The organism is Coprococcus eutactus (assembly GCF_025149915.1).
In the GTDB taxonomy this organism is placed as follows: domain Bacteria; phylum Bacillota; class Clostridia; order Lachnospirales; family Lachnospiraceae; genus Coprococcus; species Coprococcus eutactus.
Genome location: NZ_CP102278.1, coordinates 443778 through 464544 on the forward strand (window position 1 = coordinate 443778; position 20767 = coordinate 464544).

Below are 20767 nucleotides of genomic sequence, written 5' to 3' on the forward strand. Positions count from 1 at the left end.
GATGAGCGGATTACTTAAATTTATAACATGCGGAAGTGTAGATGACGGAAAGTCAACACTTATAGGACATATATTATACGATTCAAAGCTTTTATATGCAGATCAGGAGAAGGCTCTAGAGCTTGATTCCAAGGTAGGAAGCCGCGGCGGTGCCATTGACTATTCGCTTCTTCTGGATGGACTGATGGCGGAGCGTGAGCAGGGTATCACCATCGACGTTGCATACAGATATTTTACAACAGACAAGAGAAGCTTCATCGTGGCGGATACACCGGGTCATGAGGAGTATACAAGGAACATGGCGGTTGGAGCTTCATTTGCCGACCTGGCAGTCATCCTCATCGATGCAAAGCAGGGCGTGCTAGTGCAGACCAGAAGACACGCAAGGATCTGCGCGCTGATGGGAATCAGATACTTTGTATTTGCAGTAAATAAGATGGATCTTGTCGAATACGATGAGAAGCGTTTCAACGAGATAGTTGAGCAGATAAATGAGCTGTCATCCGAGCTCAGCCTGCCAAATATCACGATAATCCCAGTGTCAGCTACAGAGGGTGACAATGTGACAAATAAGTCAGAGAACATTCCTTGGTATGAGGGTCCAGCACTCCTTACATACCTTGAGGATATAGATATCGCAGAGGATAACACAGAGGCAGGATTCTATATGCCTGTTCAGAGAGTGTGCCGTCCTGACCACACCTTCAGAGGTTTCCAAGGTCAGATCGAGGATGGTGAGATCCACGTTGGAGACGAGATCAACACACTCCCAAGCAACGAGACTGCAAAGGTCAAGAGCATCCATGTGGGATTTGACACAGTTGACTCAGCCCAGAAGGGACAGCCTGTAACGATTCAGCTTGACCGTGAGGTTGATGTGTCAAGAGGATGTGTGCTCACAGTTGATTCAGGTGCAAAGGTTGCATCTTCGATCACCGCAACACTCCTCTGGATGGATGACGATGAGCTGTACAATGGCAAGAACTTTTTTGTGAAGCTCGGAACAAAAATGATCCCTGGTACAGTTACACATATCGATTACACCATAGATGTAAATACAGGTGAGCAGAAATCAGCGGACACCCTTTCCAAGAATGGTATTGCAGTCTGCAGGATCGCATTTGCCGACAGGATCGTTGTAGACGAGTTCAAGAAACACAAGACTCTCGGAGAACTCATACTCATCGACCGTGTAACAGACATGACAAGTGCCTGCGGTGTTGTCGAGGAGGTTCACACTGAGGAGACCGGAATTTACGAGGGACGCGTGGACAGAAATGTGCGTGCAGCGATCAAGGGACAGAAGGCTGTCATAGTTCCATTTGCAGCAGGCAATGTCACAAGAGATTTCGTTGAGTCTGTAGAGAAGAAGCTCAGCATCGATGGACGTCATACATATCTGTACGCTCCAGATATCCGCGAGGATGTAAATGCTGTATTAAAGCATCTTCATCATGCCGGAATCATCGTGCTTCTCTTCGCAAGCGAGCAGCAGATCGCAGGAGTCAAGGTAGAAGGCGCCGAGGTCTACAGCGGCGACTGGAACCCAGATGGCGAGCTTGACGCAGACGAGATAGCAGATGAGATCCGCAAGGAGTCTGTATACGACGCGGCTCAGGTTCACGATGGAAACTACATCTAGTGGGGACGTTCCTTTTGTACCGAAGAGTGTCCCCTGTCACGTTATGCTCCCCTCGCCGCTAACGCGGCCCTGAGGATGGACGTGAGCGGTGCATTTGTTATGGGACTTGTGGGATGTGGAGGTACGGACTCGTCAGACAAGTCTGCAGAGAGTAAAGAGAATAACAACAGTGAGGCATTCGTAACAGACAGTGCAGAGATCACGGTGGACGATGTGAGAAATCATGCAGAGACACCTGCGTCAGACTTTGAATATATAGATAATGGTGATAGTGTATCCATAAAGGCATATAATGGAAGTGATCCGATAGTTGTCATACCGGAGCAGATAGACGGAAAGGATGTTATATCCATAATTAACGGGCCTTTTAGCAATGACAGTTTAAAATATGTAGACCTGGGCTACAATCTTAAAGAATTTGATGATGCTTATTTTTCGGATACATTAGAAGTGATTCATCTTCCAGCAGGGGTAGAGAATCTCGATAAGGGAGTCTTCTTTGGCGAAGATACCTTGACAATTGTTGGCAAAGCTGGTTCGTTTGCAGAAACATTTGCAAAGGAAGAGGGAATAAAATTCGAGGCGGAGTGATAAAGGCTGTGTGAAAGAGGCAGGACGAGAAAGTCCTGTCTTTTTTATGTGTAAATAAACGACATAGACATAAAAGTTGACATAATCAGGCAAAGTGTATAACCTTATGTACATAAAGAAAATGATATTATGTCGAAAGAGTCTGAGGAAAATTATGAGTTCTACAGTAAAACAAAATAAATATGAAATTGATATGTGCAACGGGACGATCATGGACAAGCTGATCTCGTTTTCGTTACCGCTTATGTTGTCAGGAATTTTGCAGCTGATGTTCAACGCAGTGGATATCATCGTTGTCGGAAGATTCAGTGGAAGTCAGGCCCTGGCGGCGGTCGGTTCAACCACAGCACTTATCAATGTATTTACCAATTTGTTCATAGGGATATCTCTTGGGGCAAATGTGCTTGCGGCAAGATTTTATGCTGCGGGAAAAGATAAAGAAATGTCAGAGACAGTACATACCGCGATCACGTTAGCGCTGATCAGCGGTATTATTATGGCCTTTGTCGGGCTGATATGTGCAAAACCGGCGTTAGCGCTTATGGATACACCGGATGATGTAATCGATCTTTCGTCTGTATACATGCGGATTTACTTTCTGGGAATGCCGTTTTTTATGCTGTACAATTACGGCGCTGCCATACTCAGAGCGGTGGGAGATACAAAGAGGCCGCTCCTTTTCCTGGTTATTTCAGGAATTGCAAATACAGGTCTAAACCTATGCTTTGTGATCATTTTCAAGCTTGGAGTTGCCGGTGTGGCAATCGGAACTGTTATCTCACAGCTGATATCCTGCGTGCTTGTGCTCCGTTGTCTCTACATGTCAGAGACGAGCTATCAGCTTAGATTTTCAAAGCTTACCATCAAGGGGGTATATGTAAAGCAGATCTTTTCGGTCGGAGTTCCGGCGGGAATTCAGAGCACAGTCATCAACTTTTCGAATGTGCTGCTTCAGTCGTCAGTCAACTCATTTGGCTCGGTTGCCATGGCGGGCTACACGGCGGCAAATAATATATTTGGATTTCTGTATGTGACGGTGAATGCTGTAACGCAGGCGTGCATGAGTTTTACGAGCCAGAACTACGGTGTCGGCAAATGGAAACGTATGGAGAGAGTTCTGATCGACTGTTTGATATTGTCATTTGCGGCAATGATGGTTCTGGGCAATGGAGCGTATTTCTTTGGACCGCAGCTGCTGCATATATATACGAGCAGCGACGCGGTTATAAAGTGCGGAATGGAGATTCTGCTGTATACGACAGTCACATATTTTCTTTGCGGATTTATGGACTTGTTCCCGGGGGCGCTTCGTGGGATGGGACATTCCGGAGTTCCGATGCTCCTCTCGATCATAGGAACGGTGGGAACCCGAATCGTGTGGATATATTGGATTTTTCCGAGACACAGATCCCTGGCGGTTCTGTTCATCTCATATCCGGCGTCCTGGATCATAACCCTTGCTATGCAGATAGTATGTTATTTCTATGTGAGGAAGATGCTGTATAAGAAAATTGCAAATAAGAAATGAGTGAAAACGTATGGGGAAGTTGCCAGAGAAATGGCATGTGCCGTGTATACCGTACGGAATTATAAAATAAGCAATGCGCCCCTCGCCGCTAACGCGGCCCTGAGGATAGCATGCGCCGTGGAAGACGGACGAAATTATAAAATAAGCAATGCGCCCCTCGCTGCTAACGCGGCTCGTGGAATGGCATGCGCCATATAGATAACAAAAAAACACCAGTTGATTGTGAGCAAGCTCCCGATGACTACCACTACAAAATAAGCCATGCTCCCCTCGCCGCTAACGCGGCTCGTGGAATGGCATGCGCCATATAGATAACAAAAAAACACCAGTTGATTGTGAGCAAGCTCCCATCAACTGGCATTTTTTATTATCTGCATTGCTTATTTTATAATTCCTATTGACATAGTAGGGTATAAGAGATATAATCCTATCATGTTCGTAGGAATTATAGGATTTATTATTTAGTGAGGCATAGAAGATCATGAGATTTAACACAGCATTATTACACAGCGCAAAGCTTGGTGATGAGAATACAGGCGCCACACTTACACCGATCTATCAATCTAGTGCATTCTATCAGCCTTCGGCGGAGCTGCATGAGAAGCTATTCCACAACAAGGCGACGGGGTATTCTTATACGAGGATCAATAACCCGACGATATTTGCATTTGAGGAGCGGATGACGAATCTTGAAAAGGGAGTAGGTTCGGTGGCGTGTTCTTCTGGAATGGCGGCACTCACAAATGCACTCTTAAATATAGTAGGAACTGGCGGAGAGATAGTCTCCAGCACAGGACTCTACGGCGGAACGATAGATCTGTTCCATGATCTGGAGGCATTTGGAATCAAGACGACATTTGTGGAGATATCGGATAAGGATGCGGTCGAGGCAGCGATAAATGAGAACACCAGAGTGATATTTGCTGAGACCATCGGCAATCCAAAGCTCGATGTGGTGGATATAAAGGCTCTTGCAGAGCAGGCACATTCACACAGGCTTCCTCTTCTGATAGACAACACGGTTGCCACGGCATTCCTGGTCACACCGCTGACACTTGGAGCGGACATAGTCATCAATTCCACATCCAAGTACATCAATGGCAACAGCGATGCCATAAGCGGAGTCATCACCGACAGCGGCAATTTCAAATGGGACGCAGAGCGTTATCCGCTTCTGCAGCAGTACAAGATGTTCGGAAAGTTCGCCTATATAGCAAAGCTCAGAAACGGACTTTTTAGAAATACAGGAGCCTGCATAGCTCCGCAGACGGCATTTTACAATATGCTGGGCATGGAGACATTGGGGCTTCGAATGGAGCGATGCTCACACAATGCACTTGCCCTTGCACAGTTTCTGGAAAGTCAGGAGGGTGTAAAGGTCAACTATCCGGGGCTTGAATCCAGTTCTTGGCATGACATTGCAGATGAACAGCTGCACGGTGGATATGGTGCCATAATCACCATCAGAGTCGGCAGCAAGGAGAAGGCATTTGCGGTGATGAACAAGCTCACAATACCGCAGATAGTGTCGAACATAGGAGACACAAAGACGCTCATCGTGCATCCTGAATCAACACTGAATGCGCACAGCACAGAGCAGGAGAAGCTTGACGCCAACGTATATGATGATATGATTCGTATTAGTGTCGGAATCGAGGACGTGGAGGATCTGATAGAAGATTTCCAGAAGGCCCTTGTCGACTAATACACAAATGATTTGGAGGAACTACATATGGCAGTAGATTACGCAGCTCTGAAAAAGGGCGGATTCATGAGACAGAAGCAGAAGAATAACTTTTCTCTGAGACTTCAGGTGGTGGGAGGAAATCTTACCGCAGAGAATCTCAAGAAGATAGCAGAGGTTGCCGAGAAATACGGAGATGGACATGTACATCTCACATCGAGACAGAGTGTTGAGATCCCATTTGTTAAGCTTGACGATGTGGAAGAGGTAAAGGAAGAACTGGCAAAGGGAGGCTGTAAGCCGGGTGTGTGTGGCCCAAGAGTAAGAACAGTCACAGCGTGCCAGGGAAATCAGATCTGTCCGAGCGGCAATATAGACACTTATGATATAGCCAAGAAGCTTGATGCGAGATATTACGCAAGGGAGCTTCCTCACAAGTTCAAGTTCGGTGTCACAGGATGCCAGAACAACTGTCTGAAGGCAGAGGAGAACGATGTGGGAATCAAGGGCGCAATGGTAGTAGAGTGGGATGAGCCATCATGCATCATGTGTGGCGTGTGCGTCAAGGCGTGCCGTGAGGGCGCGATCACCATGGCGGACGGCAAGATCATCCTCGACACAGACAAATGTAACTATTGCGGTCGATGCGCAAAGGCATGTCCTACAGATGCATGGAAGGGCGAGACAGGATACCTTGTCTCATTCGGAGGATTATTTGGAAATACGATCCACCGCGGCGAGGAGTTACTTCCGGTTGTTACATCTGAGGAACAGCTTTTCCGTATCACAGATGCGGCAATACAGTTCTTTGCAGACAATGCAAAGCCAAGCGAGCGTTTCCAGTTCACTCTGGAGCGCGTGGGCTTAGACAAATTCAAAGAAGTATTAAAGGAGGCTTACAATGGCTGATTACGAAATCGATGACAGAGTAGATATAACTGATGTGGTGTGCCCGATGACATTTGTCAAGGCGAAGGTAGCCATGGAGGAGCTTGAGATAGGACAGGTGCTTGCGGTTACCATGAACGACGGCGAGCCTGTACAGAACGTACCAAGAAGCTTCAAGGAGGAAGGACAGCAGATCCTGAAGCTCATCGACAACGAGAATGGCACTTATGATCTTATAGTGAAGAAGCTGGAGGATTGATCAGATCCGGCAGGAAAGGAGAAAATGAATGGCAGTAAGAGTCAGTGCAGAGGATTTCGATGCGAAGGTTCTTCAGTCGAAGCTCCCGGTCATCGTGGAATTCTATTCGGACAGCTGCATACCATGCAAGCAGCTCTCACCTATCCTTGGCGGCATAGAAGATGACTACGAGGATAAGGTAAATGTGTACAAGGTAAATGTAAACTTCGACGCAGAGCTTGCTGAGAAGTACGCAGTCATGGCGTCACCAACCATACTCTTTTTCAAGGGAGGCGAGGAGGTTTCCCGCATCCGTGGCCTTGTGAAGAGAAATGCGCTGGAGGAAGAAGTTGGCAAATTATTGTAGAAATTCATTGGTAAAGTGACATGATGGAGTATTTGACTGTAGTCAATTACTTCCGGTGCATATAAGAATGAAACTATATAAATAATTTTATAAAGTATATAATCACATTTTATGTCAGTCTGGCAACGCCGGACAGGCAAATGAATCGTCAGGAGGAAAGAAAAATGACAGTCACAATAGCAGGAAAGAAGAAAGAGATAGCAGAGAAGACAACAATAGCTCAGATCATCGTGTCAGAGAACGTTGAGAATCCGGACTATGTCACAGTAACAGTAAACGATGAGTTTGTTGACTCAGATGCATTTGCAACAACAGAGCTCAAGGACGGCGATACAGTAGAGTTCCTCTACTTCATGGGAGGTGGCAGCTTCTAATGGCATTCACAAACGAACAGATGGAGCGTTACTCACGTCACATCATCCTTCAGGAAGTTGGCGTGAAGGGACAGAAGAAATTGTTAAATGGCAAGGTGCTGATCATCGGCGCAGGTGGACTGGGAGCGCCAGCCGCTATGTACCTGGCAGCAGCCGGAGTAGGAACCATCGGTATAGTTGATGCCGATGAGGTAGATCTGTCAAATCTTCAGAGACAGATCATTCACGGAACAGCAGATGTGGGCAAGGCAAAGGTCAAATCCGCAAAGGAGACCATGAACGCCATGAACCCTGATGTAAATGTGATCACATACAGAGAGTTCGTGACATCAGAGAACATCATGGATCTCATCAAGGACTATGATTTCATTATCGATGGAACAGACAACTTCCCTGCGAAGTTCCTTATAAATGATGCCTGTGTTATGGCTAAGAAGCCATTTTCACATGCAGGAATCATCAGATTCAAGGGCCAGCTCATGACATATGTTCCAGATGAGGGACCATGTTACAGATGTGTATTCAAGGATCCACCTCCAAAGGATGCGGTTCCTACATGTAAGCAGGCCGGAGTCATCGGAGCAATGGGCGGTGTTATTGGAAGTCTTCAGGCTATGGAGGCGATCAAGTATCTCATTGGAGTTGGCGATCTTCTGACAGGAAGACTCCTTACATTTGACGCACTTAAGATGGAATTCCACACAGTAAAGCTCCCTCACAAGAAGGGCTGTGGCTGTGCTGTATGTGGACCAAATCCAACCATCACCAAGCTCATCGACTACGAGCAGGTAGAGTGCGACGGAAAATAAAATGATCTCTGTAATCCGCCTGTGTATAGGGCTGTGAATGCTGAGTCTGACTGACAATACCATATCTGGGAGCGCTCCCGCTTAATGCTGCATGATCAACATAGTTGATACAGGTGGGTCACAGAGATAGTTGAATATAAGGAGGATATGAAGTAAGATGTTGTACATGACAAAGTCTGATTACGAGAAGATACTTGCACACTGCAAGGAAGGCCTTCCAAATGAGTCCTGTGGTCTGATCGGCGGTGTTAGAGAGGGCGATAAGAAGTACATCAGGAAGGTGTATCTCCTGACAAATATTGACGCCAGCAACGAGCATTTTTCCATGGACCCGAGAGAGCAGCTTGCGGCAGTTAAGGATATGCGTGCAAATGGATACGAGCTTCTTGGCAACTTTCATTCCCATCCAGAGTCTCCGTCCAGACCTTCGGAGGAGGATAAGAGACTTGCATATGATTCCAAGGTGAATTATCTGATTCTCTCCCTCATGGAGATAGACAATCCGGTACTCAAGGCCTTCAACATAGATGAGGAAAAGAATGTGACGATAGAGGAGCTTGTTATAGAATCATGATAGATAGCAGGCATTTGAAGGAACAGGGCGGGCTTTGATACCCGCCCTTGTTCTTTACGCGGACTGTGTCATAAATTTTATTTGGAGTTACTGAAGAGATGTTTTGCATAAGTATAAACCATAAGAATACGCCGGCCGATGTCAGGGAGAGATTTGCATTTACGACAAAAGGACAGAGACAGTTCACTGAGCGCCTTAAGGCTGAGGTGGGTGGATGTGTCGTGTTGTCGACCTGCAATAGGATGGAGATATACTTCATAGATAAATATGAACAGGTGGAAAAGCTGTTGGCAAATGACAGGGAGGTTCCGGTCAGCCTCATAAGAAGATATAGCATGAATTATGAAGGATTTCAGTGTGTGTTACATCTGTGCAGAGTGGCGTGTGGTATGGATTCCATGGTGCTCGGCGAGGTGGAGATCATACATCAGGTGAAGAGCGCATATCTTGTGGCAAAGGAGCTTGGAGCCTGTGACGGCGAGCTGAATATAGCATTTCAGGGAGCACTTGCGGCGGCAAAGGCGGTGGCAACGGAGAGTGATGCCACGAGGCTTCCGATATCCGTCGGAACCTTGTCAGCACGGGAGGCAGTGAATTTTACAAGAAATGGCGGCATTGAAAACACGTGCAGAGATGTTCGAAGTGATGTGGTAAGCAGCAGTCAAGTTGAGAGTGAGGATGCTGAAAAGGCAAATACCGGGCATATCCTAGTCGTAGGAGCCACAGGCAAGATAGGCAGCATAGTTGTCAAGGATATCGCAGATCTTGCGCCAGACATAGAGATAACAGGCACAAGCAGAAGCCACCACAGTGCAGATAGCATATTTGGCAGACATCAGCAGATCAGGATAGAGGACTACAGCAGAAGATATGAGCTGGCAGCCTGGGCGGATGTCATCATCAGCGCGACAGCAAGCCCTCATTATACATTTGTCAGGGATGAACTGGCAGAAGCCGTGAAAATGCATCATAAGCGGAGGTTGTTCCTGGATCTGGCAATGCCGAAGGACATTGACCCGTCAGTCTCAGAGGTGGACGGATGTGTATTGCGTGACATAGACTATATCAGGACACTCTCCAGAGAGAACAATGAGAGCAGGGCAAAGACAATCACAGAGATGGAGCCGTGGCTCATATCACAGGTTGACGAGATCATGAAGAACATAGCATTTTCGAGGTTCAACAGGGAGCACGGAGACGTGATGGCGAAGCTTAAGACTATAGATGGTGCAAAGATGGTATATAAACTCAAAGGACAGCTTGAGTATGAGGCATTTGAGAAAATGCTGGACAGTATTGTGACTGCCGGATGTGAGAACTGAATACTGCTTGTTTGCCTGAGATTATGCAGTATCATCGTCTGATGATGGTTATGTCAGATGTCAGATAATTGGAACAACTTTTGGTGCTTTTTTATAGAGACTCAATAATAGAAATTAGAGGTAGTGATGTCGTATTTCCCATTTATGATCGAACTGAATAATGAGAGATGCCTGATCGCAGGAGGCGGAACTGTTGCATACAGAAAGGTGTGCAGCATGCTGGAATTTGGCGCGGTGGTCACGGTGGTGTCCCCAGAGTTTTGCCCGGAGCTTTTGAAACTGGCGGAGCAGGTGAATACGCCAGACAAATACTGTGCAGCGACAAGCGATGATCGTGGTTCTGTAGAGAATTTTGCAGATTATTCTGGATGCCTAACACTTGTAAAAAGACGTGTGCAGCCACAGGATATTGTTAGCGCATTTGTCGTCATAATGGCGACGGACGATGAGAAGGTCAACCACGAAATGGCGGAGCTTTGCAGGCAGCAGCGAATACTTGTAAATGTGGTTGATGTGAAGGCGGATTGCGGATTTTATTTTCCAGCGATCATAAAGGATAAAGAGGTTGTTATAAGCGTTTCCACCGGTGGACAGAGTCCAGTGCTTGCGGGCACGATCAAGAGAAATATAGAGAGCCATTTAGGTAGGAGTTATGGCGATATAGCGGAGCGTATGGGTGAGCTCCGCGAGCAGATCAAAGCACAGATAGACGGCGAGGAAGAGCGAAAGAAAGCGTTTCAGCAAATGGTTAGGAGTCTGTTAGATGAGAGTTGAGAATGGACATGGTAAAAATAAACCGAATATTCGTAAATTTGCGGAGAATGACATGGCAGATGGATTCAATAGTGACTGTTTGGATTGCGAAAGCGGAGGACAGAAAAAAACAGTAAAAGTTGGAACCCGCGGCAGCAAGCTTGCTCTTGCTCAGACTGAATTGGTGATAAAGGCACTCAATGAGAGATTTCCCCAGATTGATTTTCAGATGGTTACAATGAGTACCCGGGGGGATCGGGACACCAGCAGAGCGCTTCTGGAATTCGGAGGCAAAGCGGTATTTGTCGAGGAGTTCGAGGAAGCTATACTTAAAGGTGACATAGACATAGCGGTACACAGTGCCAAGGATATGCCGATGGAGATCATGGAAGGTCTTACGATATCGGGTACACTTCCGAGAGCATGTCCGCAGGACGTTTTTATATATAAGAGTGGCAGGTCATTTGACAGAAACGACAGTTTCGTGGTGGGAACCAGCAGCCTGAGACGGCAGTACCAGATAAGAGACATGTATCCAAATGCGGTGTGCAAGAATCTGAGAGGAAATGTCGGCACCCGCATACAGAAGCTAGAGGACGGCGAATACGATGCCATCATTCTTGCAGCGGCAGGGCTTGAGCGCCTGGGAGTTATTGAAGATAAAGGCAATGACAGTACAGAATGCTTTGAAGTGCACAAGGACGAGCTTACATTCAGATACCTCAGTACAGAGTCAATGCTTCCGGCAGCGTGCCAGGGAATCATAGCCATAGAGACGCGAACATCCGGCGAAGCATACGACATGGTGAGGGCGATAAATGATACCGAGGCATACACACAGCTCACATGCGAGCGCGCAGTCTTAAGCCGCCTGAACGCCGGCTGTCACGAACCGATAGGCGTGTACTCAGAACTGAAAGGCAAACACATGAAGCTAAGCCTGATGAAAGTAGATGCGGCTTCATCGGACAAAGAGAAAGATGAAGAAATCCAGATACACAGAAAGACGGTAGAAGGAAACACCTCAGAATGGGAACAACTGGTAGAGGCGTTGATAAAGTAGGTTATAGCATAACAGATATGTTTCTATTTCAAGAAAAGAAAAATGTTATGAAGCAGTGTATTTTGAAGATAAGTAGAAAAGTAAATTTTATCGATATGTAAGCTGGGTGTGCTGGATTTGTGCCTGCTGGGCTACGCACAGCAGGCACAAATCCAGCACACCCAGCGCATGGGAGAGCAAAAAAATGGTATATTTGATAGGCGCAGGCCCCGGCGACCCGGGACTCATTACGGTGAAGGGCCTGGAATTCATAAAACAATGCGATACGATCATATATGACAGGCTTGGCACCTACCAGCTTCTGGAGATGGTGAAGCCGGACTGCCGCAGGATATACGTCGGCAAACAGGCGGGCAGCCACTACAAGAAGCAGCCTGAGATAAACGAGATACTTGTTGAGGAAGGTCGCAAAGGCAACATGGTGGTGCGCCTCAAAGGTGGCGATCCATTTGTATTCGGAAGAGGCGGCGAGGAAGTGACCGCACTTTTAGAAGCGGGGATCCCATTTCAGGTGATACCGGGAATAACATCCGCAGTGGCGGTTCCGGAGGTGTGCGGCATACCAGTGACCCACCGGGGAACGAGCAGAAGCTTTCACGTGATAACAGGACACAAGCGGGCAGACATACACAGATCAGATGAAGATGTTTTAAATGACTATGCTTATATTAGAAATCAGGAAGGGACAAGCGTGTTCCTCATGGGACTTAACAGGCTGCCGCAGATCATGGAGAGACTTGTTCAGACTGGGGCTGAGGAACATACTCCGGTCGCGGTCATTTCCAAGGGAACCATGCCTGGACAGCAGATAGTTCGTGGCGATATACAGTCCATTGCGGACAAGGTGAACGATGCAAAGCTAGAATCCCCCGCAATCATAGTCGTGGGTGAAAATGCAGCACTGGATTTTACTGCACCGAACAGAGGACCGCTTCAGAATGTCCACGTTGGACTTGTTGGAACGCCAAAGCTTCGCGAGAAGATGAGAGTTGCAATAGATGCACTTGGCGGTCAGTCCTACAGCATAGTGGATATGAGTGTGGAGCAGACAGAGGAGAAGGACAGGCTGCGTGTGGCTCTGGAACATATAGAAGATTATAGCTGGCTGGCATTTACCAGTCAGAACACCATAACCCTGTTTTTCAAATGGCTCAGGGAGTGGAATATAGATGTCAGAAAACTGGTTCATCTGAAATTTGCGGTGGTCGGTGCCGGAACAAGGGATGCGTTAAGATCCGAAGGCTACATAGCGGACTATGTGCCGGACGAGTACACCACAAGCGCCCTTGCTATGGGTCTTGCAAACGTGATGAATGACGGAGAGAAGCTTCTCCTTCCGAGGGCCGTTCAGGGCAGCGAGACAATGCTTGATATACTTGATAAGGGCGGCGTAACATACGAGGAGATTCCAGTATATGATGTGGTTGGCCGCAGGATGGAGAGCATACAGTATCTGAAAGATCTGGATGTGATCACATTTGTCAGCGCGTCAGGTGTCAGGGGATTCCTGAAAGTCCTTGACGCAGAGAAAAATGGATCTGGCATGGATCATATGCCGAATGATGTTGATTCATGCAGGGAGCATACGAATAATACAGAAAGTACTTTAAAAATTCATGATATAATGAAAAACATCCGCATAGCAGCACTTGGAAATGTGACAGAGAAGGCTTTGGAGAAAGCTGGTTATCATGCGGATATAGTTCCGGAGGTCGGTGATATTGAGCATCTTATATCATCCATCGGCGAATTCTATACTCACAGGTAGCATCAGAAGTGGGGGACAGGTACCTCCGTTCCCACTATCCGTTTCGTAAAAGGGGACAGGTACCTCCGTCCCCATTTGAATAATAGAGAGAACATGTATGTAGAGAAAAGAGGCAGTAATATGATAAGACTCAGAAGACTTCGTGGCAGCGAGGCCATCAGAAATATGGTTAGAGAGAACAGGGTTAACAAGGAGGATCTTGTATATCCGATGTTTGTGGCGGAGGGCACAGGAATCAAGAATCCGGTAGACTCCATGCCGGGAATATACCAGTATTCACTTGACACATTTGAGGAGGAGCTTCGCAGAGTGGCGGACGCCGGAATCAGCGCGGTTCTCCTGTTCGGCATACCGGCTCACAAGGATGAGGTGGGCAGCAGCGCGTACGACGACCAGGGAATCATGCAGAAAGCGGTCAGGAGGATAAAAGAGCTGTATCCGGACATGATAGTCATAGCGGACATTTGTCTGTGTGAGTACACATCACACGGTCACTGCGGAATTATACATGACGGCAAGATACTCAACGATGAGACTCTTCCATATCTGGGCAAGATGGCTGTATCCCTTGCAAAGGCCGGCGCGGACATGGTGGCTCCATCAGATATGATGGATGGACATACCGCTTACATCAGAAAGGCACTTGACGACAACGGGCTGACGGATGTACTGATCATGGGTTACAGTGCGAAATTTGCATCTGGTTACTATGCACCATTTCGCGATGCGGCACATTCTGCACCACAGTTTGGAGACAGAAGGACATACCAGATGGATCCCGCAAATGGCAGGGAGGCTCTGAGAGAGTGCGAGGCGGATATCGCCGAGGGAGCAGACATAATCATGGTCAAGCCGGCACTTGCTTATCTGGATGTAGTCAAGGATGTGAGAAACCACACGGACTATCCGATAGCTGTGTACAATGTCAGCGGCGAGTACTCCATGGTCAAGGCAGCTGCGGCAAATGGCTGGATAGACGAGAAGAGGATCGTAATGGAAAACATGACAGCCATGAAGCGTGCCGGAGCAGGGATCATCATAACCTATCACGCCATAGACGTGGCACATTGGCTTGAGTCGGAATCAATATGACGGAGTCATATTTCGGAATGATTCCGACGATCTGCCCCACTCGACGGAGGAGAGAGGGGCGTTGCCAAAGATGAGGAGAATGCGACATCAACACTTAAAAGAAGATAGAGCTGAGTAGGACAATAGTTGCTATGTATAACGAGGCATTTTTATCTATTTGGAATATAAATTAGAAAAAGATACAATATTGTATCTAAACGGCTAAAATAACATAGCTTTGCGAAAAACAAAAGGAAACAAAGAAAAAAGTCACACAGGACGATAAATTATAGAAAGAAGAATGGCAATGACAAATTCACAGGATCTATTTGAGAAATCACAGAAGGTAATTCCAGGCGGCGTCAATTCACCGGTCAGGGCATTTGGCTCGGTGGGACGGACACCTGTATTTATGAAGAAAGCAAAAGGTTCACATATATTTGACGAGGATGGCAACTCCTATGTGGATTATGTCTGCTCCTGGGGCCCGGGAATTTTGGGGCATGCCGATGACAGAGTCATAGATGCGGTAAAGGCTGCTTGTGATGATGGACTTACATTTGGCGCACCGACAAGGAAAGAGCTCGAGATCGCAGAATTGATAAATGAGCTCATGCCGTCAATGGAGCTGACACGAATGGTCAACTCGGGAACAGAGGCGGTGATGAGTGCCCTCAGAGTGGCGAGGGGATTTACAGGCAGAGATAAGATTGTAAAGTTCCGCGGCTGCTATCACGGACACAGTGATGGACTTCTGGTCAAAGCAGGCTCGGCAGCACTTACACAGTCAGTTCCGGACAGTCTGGGAGTTCCAAAGTCGTATACACAGCATACACTCATAGCTGAGTATAACAACGAGGACAGCGTAAAGAAGTTATTTGAGGCGGAGGGCAAAGACATTGCCGCAATCGTGGTCGAGCCGGTTGCCGCAAATATGGGAGTTGTCCCACCGCATGATGGATTCCTTCAGTTCCTCAGGGACATAACAAATGAGTACGGCTCACTTCTTATATTTGATGAGGTCATCACAGGTTTCAGACTCAGCCTTGGCGGTGCCCAGGAATACTTCGGGGTAAAGCCTGATCTCACAACACTTGGCAAGATAGTTGGAGGCGGAATGCCGGTGGGAGCATACGGCGGACGCCGCGATGTCATGAGCATGGTGGCACCACTTGGCGGAGTATACCAGGCGGGAACTCTGTCGGGCAATCCGATTGCCATGACAGCCGGACTCACAACGCTCCGCATACTCCAGAAGGAAAAGGATACAATATATCCGGCGATAGAAAAGAGCACAAGGCAGATAGCCGACACAGTCAGAAGCACATTTGGCGACACAGTCCATGTCAACCAGATAGGCTCACTGATGAGCGTATTCTTCACAGATCAGGAAGTAGTGGATATGGACACGTCAATATCCAGCGACACCGCAAGGTATGCAAAGTATTTCTCATACATGCTGGACAACGGAATCTATCTTGCACCATCACAGTTCGAGGCAATGTTCGTGTCCTACGCACACAGCAAGGAAGACGTGTCCAAAACCTGTGAGCTGATAAAGAAATACAAAGAGAACTAGAGAGACTTAGTAGGTCAGAAGATGTCTCATTAAAAAGGAATTTATATTCCTATATTGTAGAAATAATTAGATAAGTATTAAAAGAGTGGTTTGGAAATAACATAATAAAACTAACGGTTATCGAAGAGTAAGCTGTCATGTTTATGTGATGCTACAAAGGCGGGTAGCACATAGACGACGGAAGCTTGTCGCTCCTTGCTGAGCGGGAGCCCCCCTGCCCTTATAGGGGGCGGGAGCGAATGCAAATAATGTGTCAAGTTTTCTGTGAAAACTTGACATGTAGCGTCAGCCCTCGCCGAAGGCGACTTTTGATGGGCTGATGTTCAATTCAGGAGCTAAGACAAGGTGACAGAGTCGTGCGTAGCCTTGGAGCATCACATAAACATGACAGCGACCTTCTTCGACAAGGAGGAAATATGAGAGATTTGGTTATTGTGGGCAGCGGCCCTGCGGGTCTGTCCGCCGCAGTCTACGCCAAGAGGGCGATGATGGATGTGGTGGTACTGGAGAAGGAGGCATTCTCCGGCGGGCAGATCGTGAATACAGAGCAGGTTGACAACTACCTTGGACTGCCGGGCATAAGCGGCTTTGACATGGGTATGAAGTTCAGAGAACACGCGGATACATTTGGCGTGGAGTTTGATGACAGAGAGGTGACAGCCATCGAGGATCACGGCGATCACAAGAAGGTCAGCTTGGAGGATGGCAGAAGCATAGAGACAAAGGCGGTTCTGATAGCCACGGGTGCAAAGCACAGAAAGCTTGGCGTTCCCGGTGAGGAGGAATTCACAGGGGCAGGAGTTTCTTACTGTGCCACATGTGATGGGGCGTTCTTCAAGAACAAAGAAGTCGCAGTCGTGGGCGGAGGCAATATAGCCCTTGAGGATGCCCTATATCTGTCAAAGATGTGCAGCAAGGTACATCTGATCCATAGAAGGGCTGAGTTCAGAGGTGAGAAAATACTTGGTGCGCAGGTGCTTGAGACTGAGAATATAGAATTTCACCCATTTGCGCAGGTGACAGAGATAGGCGGAACACCGGGCAAGCTGGAGCTCAAGGTTGCTGTGAAGACACCGACAGCAGCGGGCGGACAGGCAGATGCAGGGGCAAATGTCAATGCATCTAGTGAAGAAACATCAGCATTTGGCAGCCACGATTTCACACTTCCGGTAGCCGGTGTATTTATAGCAATAGGCACAAGCCCGATCACAGATTTTCTTGGTGACGTCGTGGAGCTTGATGACGCTGGTTACGTTGCAGCGGGCGAGACCGGACAGACCAGCACACAGGGAATATTTGCCGCGGGAGATGTGAGGACCAAGGCGGTGCGCCAGGTGGCGACAGCAGTCGGAGACGGTGCAGCAGTTATCCATTATGTAGAGGAATACCTGAATGGGTTAAAAAATAAATAGAATAATTGGGAAGCAATTGGCATGGAGATAAAGCATGGAATGTAAATGCATACCTGTTTTCTCCCTGCCAAAAAAAATAAAACTAATTCATAGTAATTCTATAGGCAAAATATAACAACGAACAGGAGGCGGAAAAATGTTAATATCATCAAAGGGACAATATGCATTGAGACTCATGGTAGATATATCGATAAACAGTGGCAGCACGGTTACTGTCAAAGCCGTAGCCAGAAGATGTGGATTGTCTGACAAATATCTTGAGCAGGTTACATCTTCTCTGCTAAAGGCAGGATATTTAAGGAGCGTGAGAGGCCCGAGGGGCGGTTACCGTCTGAACACGCCGGCGGAGGAGATCACGGTTGGGATGGTGCTGAGGGAGATTGAGGGCAGGATATCACCGATCGATAATCGAGTTGATGAGGATGGCGACACCAACATGGTCATGAACGATGTCATCGGAGAGGTGTGGGATGACCTTGAGACTGCCATCAACAATGTCCTTGATAACAAAACCATCGCCGATCTTACCCGGGAGTACAGTGACCGGATCGGATACATGTACTCAATATAAATCAGGGACGGAGGGGACAGGTACCTCCGTCCCCATCAGCAGGTACCTCCGTCCCGGGAGGGGGCAATAAGATTTCAGTTGAAAAAAAACTTATTTTGTATATAGTTGTAGTGGGATATATATCATATTAGGAGAATAAGAGATGTTAACACAGTTTTCGAGAACAGAGCTGCTATTTGGCAAGGAAGCCATGGACAAGCTGGCAGGCTCTAAGGTAGCGGTATTTGGAATAGGCGGAGTTGGCGGTTATGTATGCGAGGCGCTGGTAAGGAGCGGCGTCGGAGCATTTGACCTGATAGATGACGACAAGGTGTGTCTGACCAATCTCAACAGACAGATCATAGCGACAAGGAGCACGGTTGGAAAGTATAAGACCGATGTTATGAGGGACAGGATGCTTGACATCAATCCAAATGTGGAGGTTGAGGTACACAAATGTTTCTTCCTTCCGGAAAATGCGGATGACTTCCCTTGGGACAGCTACGACTACGTAGTCGATGCGGTGGACACCGTGACAGCCAAGATTGCTCTTGTCATGAAGTGCAAGGAGAAGAATATCCCGATCATCAGCAGCATGGGTGCGGGAAACAAGCTTGACGGAAGCCAGTTCAAGGTTGCAGATATATACAAGACAAAGGTGTGTCCGCTTGCGAAGGTCATGAGAAGAGAGCTGAAGAAGAGGGGCGTCAAGAAACTCAAGGTCGTATACTCGGAAGAGATTCCGACAAGGCCGATCGAAGATATGGCGATAAGCTGCAGAAACAACTGCATTTGTCCTCCGGGTGCAGAACACAAATGTACAGAGCGCAGAGACATCCCGGGCAGCGTGGCATTTGTGCCATCAGTCGCAGGGCTTATAATAGCCGGTGAGGTGGCAAAGGATCTCATCAGGAGGTAATAAAAAAGGACGCTGAGAAATCAGCGCCTTCTCCATAAAAATACGAGAGTTCCAAGCAGAACCGCACCACCATAGATGAATGGTGCATTTTTGTCACTGTTCATAGTTCTTTCCGTATAAGATACGGATGGATTATTCGGGTTGTAATATATTGCGATGGACGACATGGAGTTGTAATTTGTTATACCGCGGACGGAAAGAAAACCATTGTGCAATACTCCGGACTGGTCGCGGTATGCATAGTTGATATGGGTTCTTTTACTGAATCTTCTGACAGATGTGATATCGGCGGATGTTCTGGTATAGTCCCGCTCGATACGGCATGCCTTACCCCGTATGGAAAGGCCGATGACCACAGCTATGATGAATGATGCTATTGGAATAATGTAAGTCGTATAAGGTAATAGTCTGAAAAAAATACTGATAGAATCACCCGATGTTAAAATCATAATGTACCCCCTGAAATTGTTGTTTCCCCAAAATGTCAGACATGAGATCCCTATTTACATGCCGGACTTGTATGTGTAGATTATAATATAAAGAAGACTGGTTGAGAATCCCTTAATTTAAGAGGATAAGTCTGTTAATATAGCAAATTTCAGGTAATAAATATATTACTGTATGCACTGCCACTTATGGTGGTCATAAGCTCAGTCATATTCGCATTTGCCAGAAGTGATAACATGGTGATAATAGACCAATAATATAATAGAGAATATACAAAAGGAAGATGAACGAGATGGATAAGAAAGAAGAAAAGAAAATCATAAGACAGGAGTTTCTGACAGGTGAGAGAGCTCTTTTCATGGGAAAAAATCTCGATATATATGATACGATATTTGACGACGGCGAGTCTCCGCTTAAGGAGAGCCGCGGCATAAATCTGTACGGCAGCATGTTCAAATGGAAGTATCCGCTGTGGTACAGCAAGAACATTGTTGCGGAGGATTGCCACTGGTTTGAGATGGCGAGAGCCGGAGTCTGGTACACTGATAATATCGCGGTGAGGCGTGCACTCATCCAGGCGCCAAAGAACTTCCGCAGATGTAAAGGGCTGGAGCTTACGGATGTGACATTCACCAATGCGGAGGAGACACTGTGGAGCTGCGATGACGTGACAATGGACCACGTGACAGCAAAGGGCGACTATTTTGCCATGAACAGCAATAATATGAAGATAGATGACCTGAAGCTTGACGGCAACTATTCATTTGACGGATGCAGGAATGTAGAGATAAGAAACTCCAATCTGCTTTCAAAGGATGCATTCTGGAACACAGAGAATGTGACCGTATATGATTCATTCATATCGGGCGAGTATCTTGGCTGGAACGCAAAGAACCTCACCCTGATAAACTGCACCATCGAGAGCCTTCAGGGAATGTGCTACATCGACAACCTTGTGATGAAGAACTGCAAGCTCATCAACACAACACTTGCATTTGAATATTCAACAGTGGATGCCGACATCTGCAGCAAGATAGACAGTGTCATGAACCCGACATCAGGAACCATCAAAGCCAAGCACATTGACAACCTGATAATAGAAAAAGACAAAGTAGATCCGTCAAAGACAAAAATAATAGTACAGGACTAAATTAAAGCACAGAGATTCACGGCAAAACATCAGCCCTA

General features: G+C 47.1%; 21 protein-coding genes. 20 read left to right on the forward strand and 1 reads right to left on the reverse strand.

Annotated elements, in window-relative coordinates; genetic code table 11:
• Position 1: 1 nt before the first annotated feature.
• From NQ536_RS01875 to NQ536_RS01965, 19 genes are all read left to right on the forward strand, one after another.
• Positions 2–1642: a sulfate adenylyltransferase subunit 1 gene (locus NQ536_RS01875; protein WP_004851733.1), complete on the forward strand. Its 1641-nt coding sequence runs from the start codon at positions 2–4 to the stop codon at positions 1640–1642.
• An 81-nt stretch (positions 1643–1723) separates the two neighbouring features.
• Positions 1724–2233: a hypothetical protein gene (locus tag NQ536_RS01880; RefSeq protein ID WP_155803858.1), complete on the forward strand. Its 510-nt coding sequence runs from the start codon at positions 1724–1726 to the stop codon at positions 2231–2233.
• 154 nt (positions 2234–2387) lie between these two features.
• The gene (locus tag NQ536_RS01885; protein ID WP_044998094.1) at positions 2388–3761 is read left to right on the forward strand and encodes an MATE family efflux transporter; all 1374 of its coding nucleotides are present in this window, start codon (positions 2388–2390) and stop codon (positions 3759–3761) included.
• Positions 3762–4242: 481 nt separating this feature from the next.
• Entirely contained in the window at positions 4243–5466 is a 1224-nt protein-coding gene (locus NQ536_RS01890) for an O-acetylhomoserine aminocarboxypropyltransferase/cysteine synthase family protein (protein WP_004851728.1), read from the forward strand.
• A 27-nt stretch (positions 5467–5493) separates the two neighbouring features.
• A complete protein-coding gene (locus tag NQ536_RS01895; RefSeq protein WP_004851725.1) occupies positions 5494–6354 on the forward strand; it encodes a 4Fe-4S binding protein in 861 nt (286 codons plus the stop codon).
• A complete protein-coding gene (locus tag NQ536_RS01900) occupies positions 6347–6592 on the forward strand; it encodes a sulfurtransferase TusA family protein (protein WP_004851723.1) in 246 nt (81 codons plus the stop codon). Before NQ536_RS01895 ends, NQ536_RS01900 begins: the two co-directional genes overlap by 8 nt.
• A 28-nt stretch (positions 6593–6620) precedes the next feature.
• Entirely contained in the window at positions 6621–6938 is a 318-nt protein-coding gene (locus tag NQ536_RS01905) for a thioredoxin family protein (RefSeq protein WP_004851721.1), read from the forward strand.
• Between the two features lie 164 nt (positions 6939–7102).
• Entirely contained in the window at positions 7103–7312 is a 210-nt protein-coding gene (gene thiS / locus NQ536_RS01910) for a sulfur carrier protein ThiS (protein WP_015534732.1), read from the forward strand.
• On the forward strand, positions 7312–8121 hold the full coding sequence (gene thiF, locus NQ536_RS01915; RefSeq protein ID WP_004851717.1) for a thiazole biosynthesis adenylyltransferase ThiF: 810 nt from the start codon (positions 7312–7314) through the stop codon (positions 8119–8121). Before thiS ends, thiF begins: the two co-directional genes overlap by 1 nt.
• 157 nt (positions 8122–8278) lie before the next feature.
• Positions 8279–8695: a M67 family metallopeptidase gene (locus tag NQ536_RS01920; protein WP_004851714.1), complete on the forward strand. Its 417-nt coding sequence runs from the start codon at positions 8279–8281 to the stop codon at positions 8693–8695.
• A gap of 98 nt (positions 8696–8793) precedes the next feature.
• Entirely contained in the window at positions 8794–10017 is a 1224-nt protein-coding gene (locus NQ536_RS01925; RefSeq protein WP_004851712.1) for a glutamyl-tRNA reductase, read from the forward strand.
• Between the two features lie 144 nt (positions 10018–10161).
• A complete protein-coding gene (locus NQ536_RS01930) occupies positions 10162–10791 on the forward strand; it encodes a precorrin-2 dehydrogenase/sirohydrochlorin ferrochelatase family protein (RefSeq protein WP_004851711.1) in 630 nt (209 codons plus the stop codon).
• Positions 10781–11833, forward strand: coding sequence for a hydroxymethylbilane synthase (hemC, locus tag NQ536_RS01935; RefSeq protein WP_004851709.1), 1053 nt, complete (start codon positions 10781–10783; stop codon positions 11831–11833). Before NQ536_RS01930 ends, hemC begins: the two co-directional genes overlap by 11 nt.
• Before the next feature lie 184 nt (positions 11834–12017).
• Complete coding sequence (gene cobA / locus NQ536_RS01940) at positions 12018–13601, forward strand: uroporphyrinogen-III C-methyltransferase (RefSeq protein WP_004851707.1); 1584 nt, start codon at positions 12018–12020, stop codon at positions 13599–13601.
• 120 nt (positions 13602–13721) lie between these two features.
• The gene (gene hemB, locus NQ536_RS01945; RefSeq protein ID WP_044998093.1) at positions 13722–14693 is read left to right on the forward strand and encodes a porphobilinogen synthase; all 972 of its coding nucleotides are present in this window, start codon (positions 13722–13724) and stop codon (positions 14691–14693) included.
• 280 nt (positions 14694–14973) lie between these two features.
• Complete coding sequence (hemL, locus tag NQ536_RS01950; protein WP_004851703.1) at positions 14974–16251, forward strand: glutamate-1-semialdehyde 2,1-aminomutase; 1278 nt, start codon at positions 14974–14976, stop codon at positions 16249–16251.
• Positions 16252–16667: 416 nt separating this feature from the next.
• The gene (locus tag NQ536_RS01955) at positions 16668–17663 is read left to right on the forward strand and encodes an NAD(P)/FAD-dependent oxidoreductase (RefSeq protein ID WP_004851701.1); all 996 of its coding nucleotides are present in this window, start codon (positions 16668–16670) and stop codon (positions 17661–17663) included.
• A 136-nt stretch (positions 17664–17799) separates the two neighbouring features.
• Positions 17800–18234 (forward strand): RrF2 family transcriptional regulator, encoded by a 435-nt coding sequence (locus NQ536_RS01960; protein WP_004851700.1) that lies wholly within the window; start codon positions 17800–17802, stop codon positions 18232–18234.
• A gap of 142 nt (positions 18235–18376) precedes the next feature.
• Positions 18377–19132, forward strand: coding sequence for a tRNA threonylcarbamoyladenosine dehydratase (locus tag NQ536_RS01965; protein ID WP_004851697.1), 756 nt, complete (start codon positions 18377–18379; stop codon positions 19130–19132).
• A 20-nt stretch (positions 19133–19152) separates the two neighbouring features.
• On the opposite strand, the gene NQ536_RS01970 is transcribed toward NQ536_RS01965, so the two are convergent.
• The gene (locus tag NQ536_RS01970) at positions 19153–19581 is read right to left on the reverse strand and encodes a DUF3592 domain-containing protein (protein ID WP_004851695.1); all 429 of its coding nucleotides are present in this window, start codon (positions 19579–19581) and stop codon (positions 19153–19155) included.
• 290 nt (positions 19582–19871) lie between these two features.
• Here NQ536_RS01970 and NQ536_RS01975 point away from each other — a divergent pair, with 290 nt between their 5' ends.
• Positions 19872–20729: a DUF3737 family protein gene (locus tag NQ536_RS01975; RefSeq protein WP_044998092.1), complete on the forward strand. Its 858-nt coding sequence runs from the start codon at positions 19872–19874 to the stop codon at positions 20727–20729.
• The last annotated feature ends 38 nt before the right edge of the window (positions 20730–20767 follow it).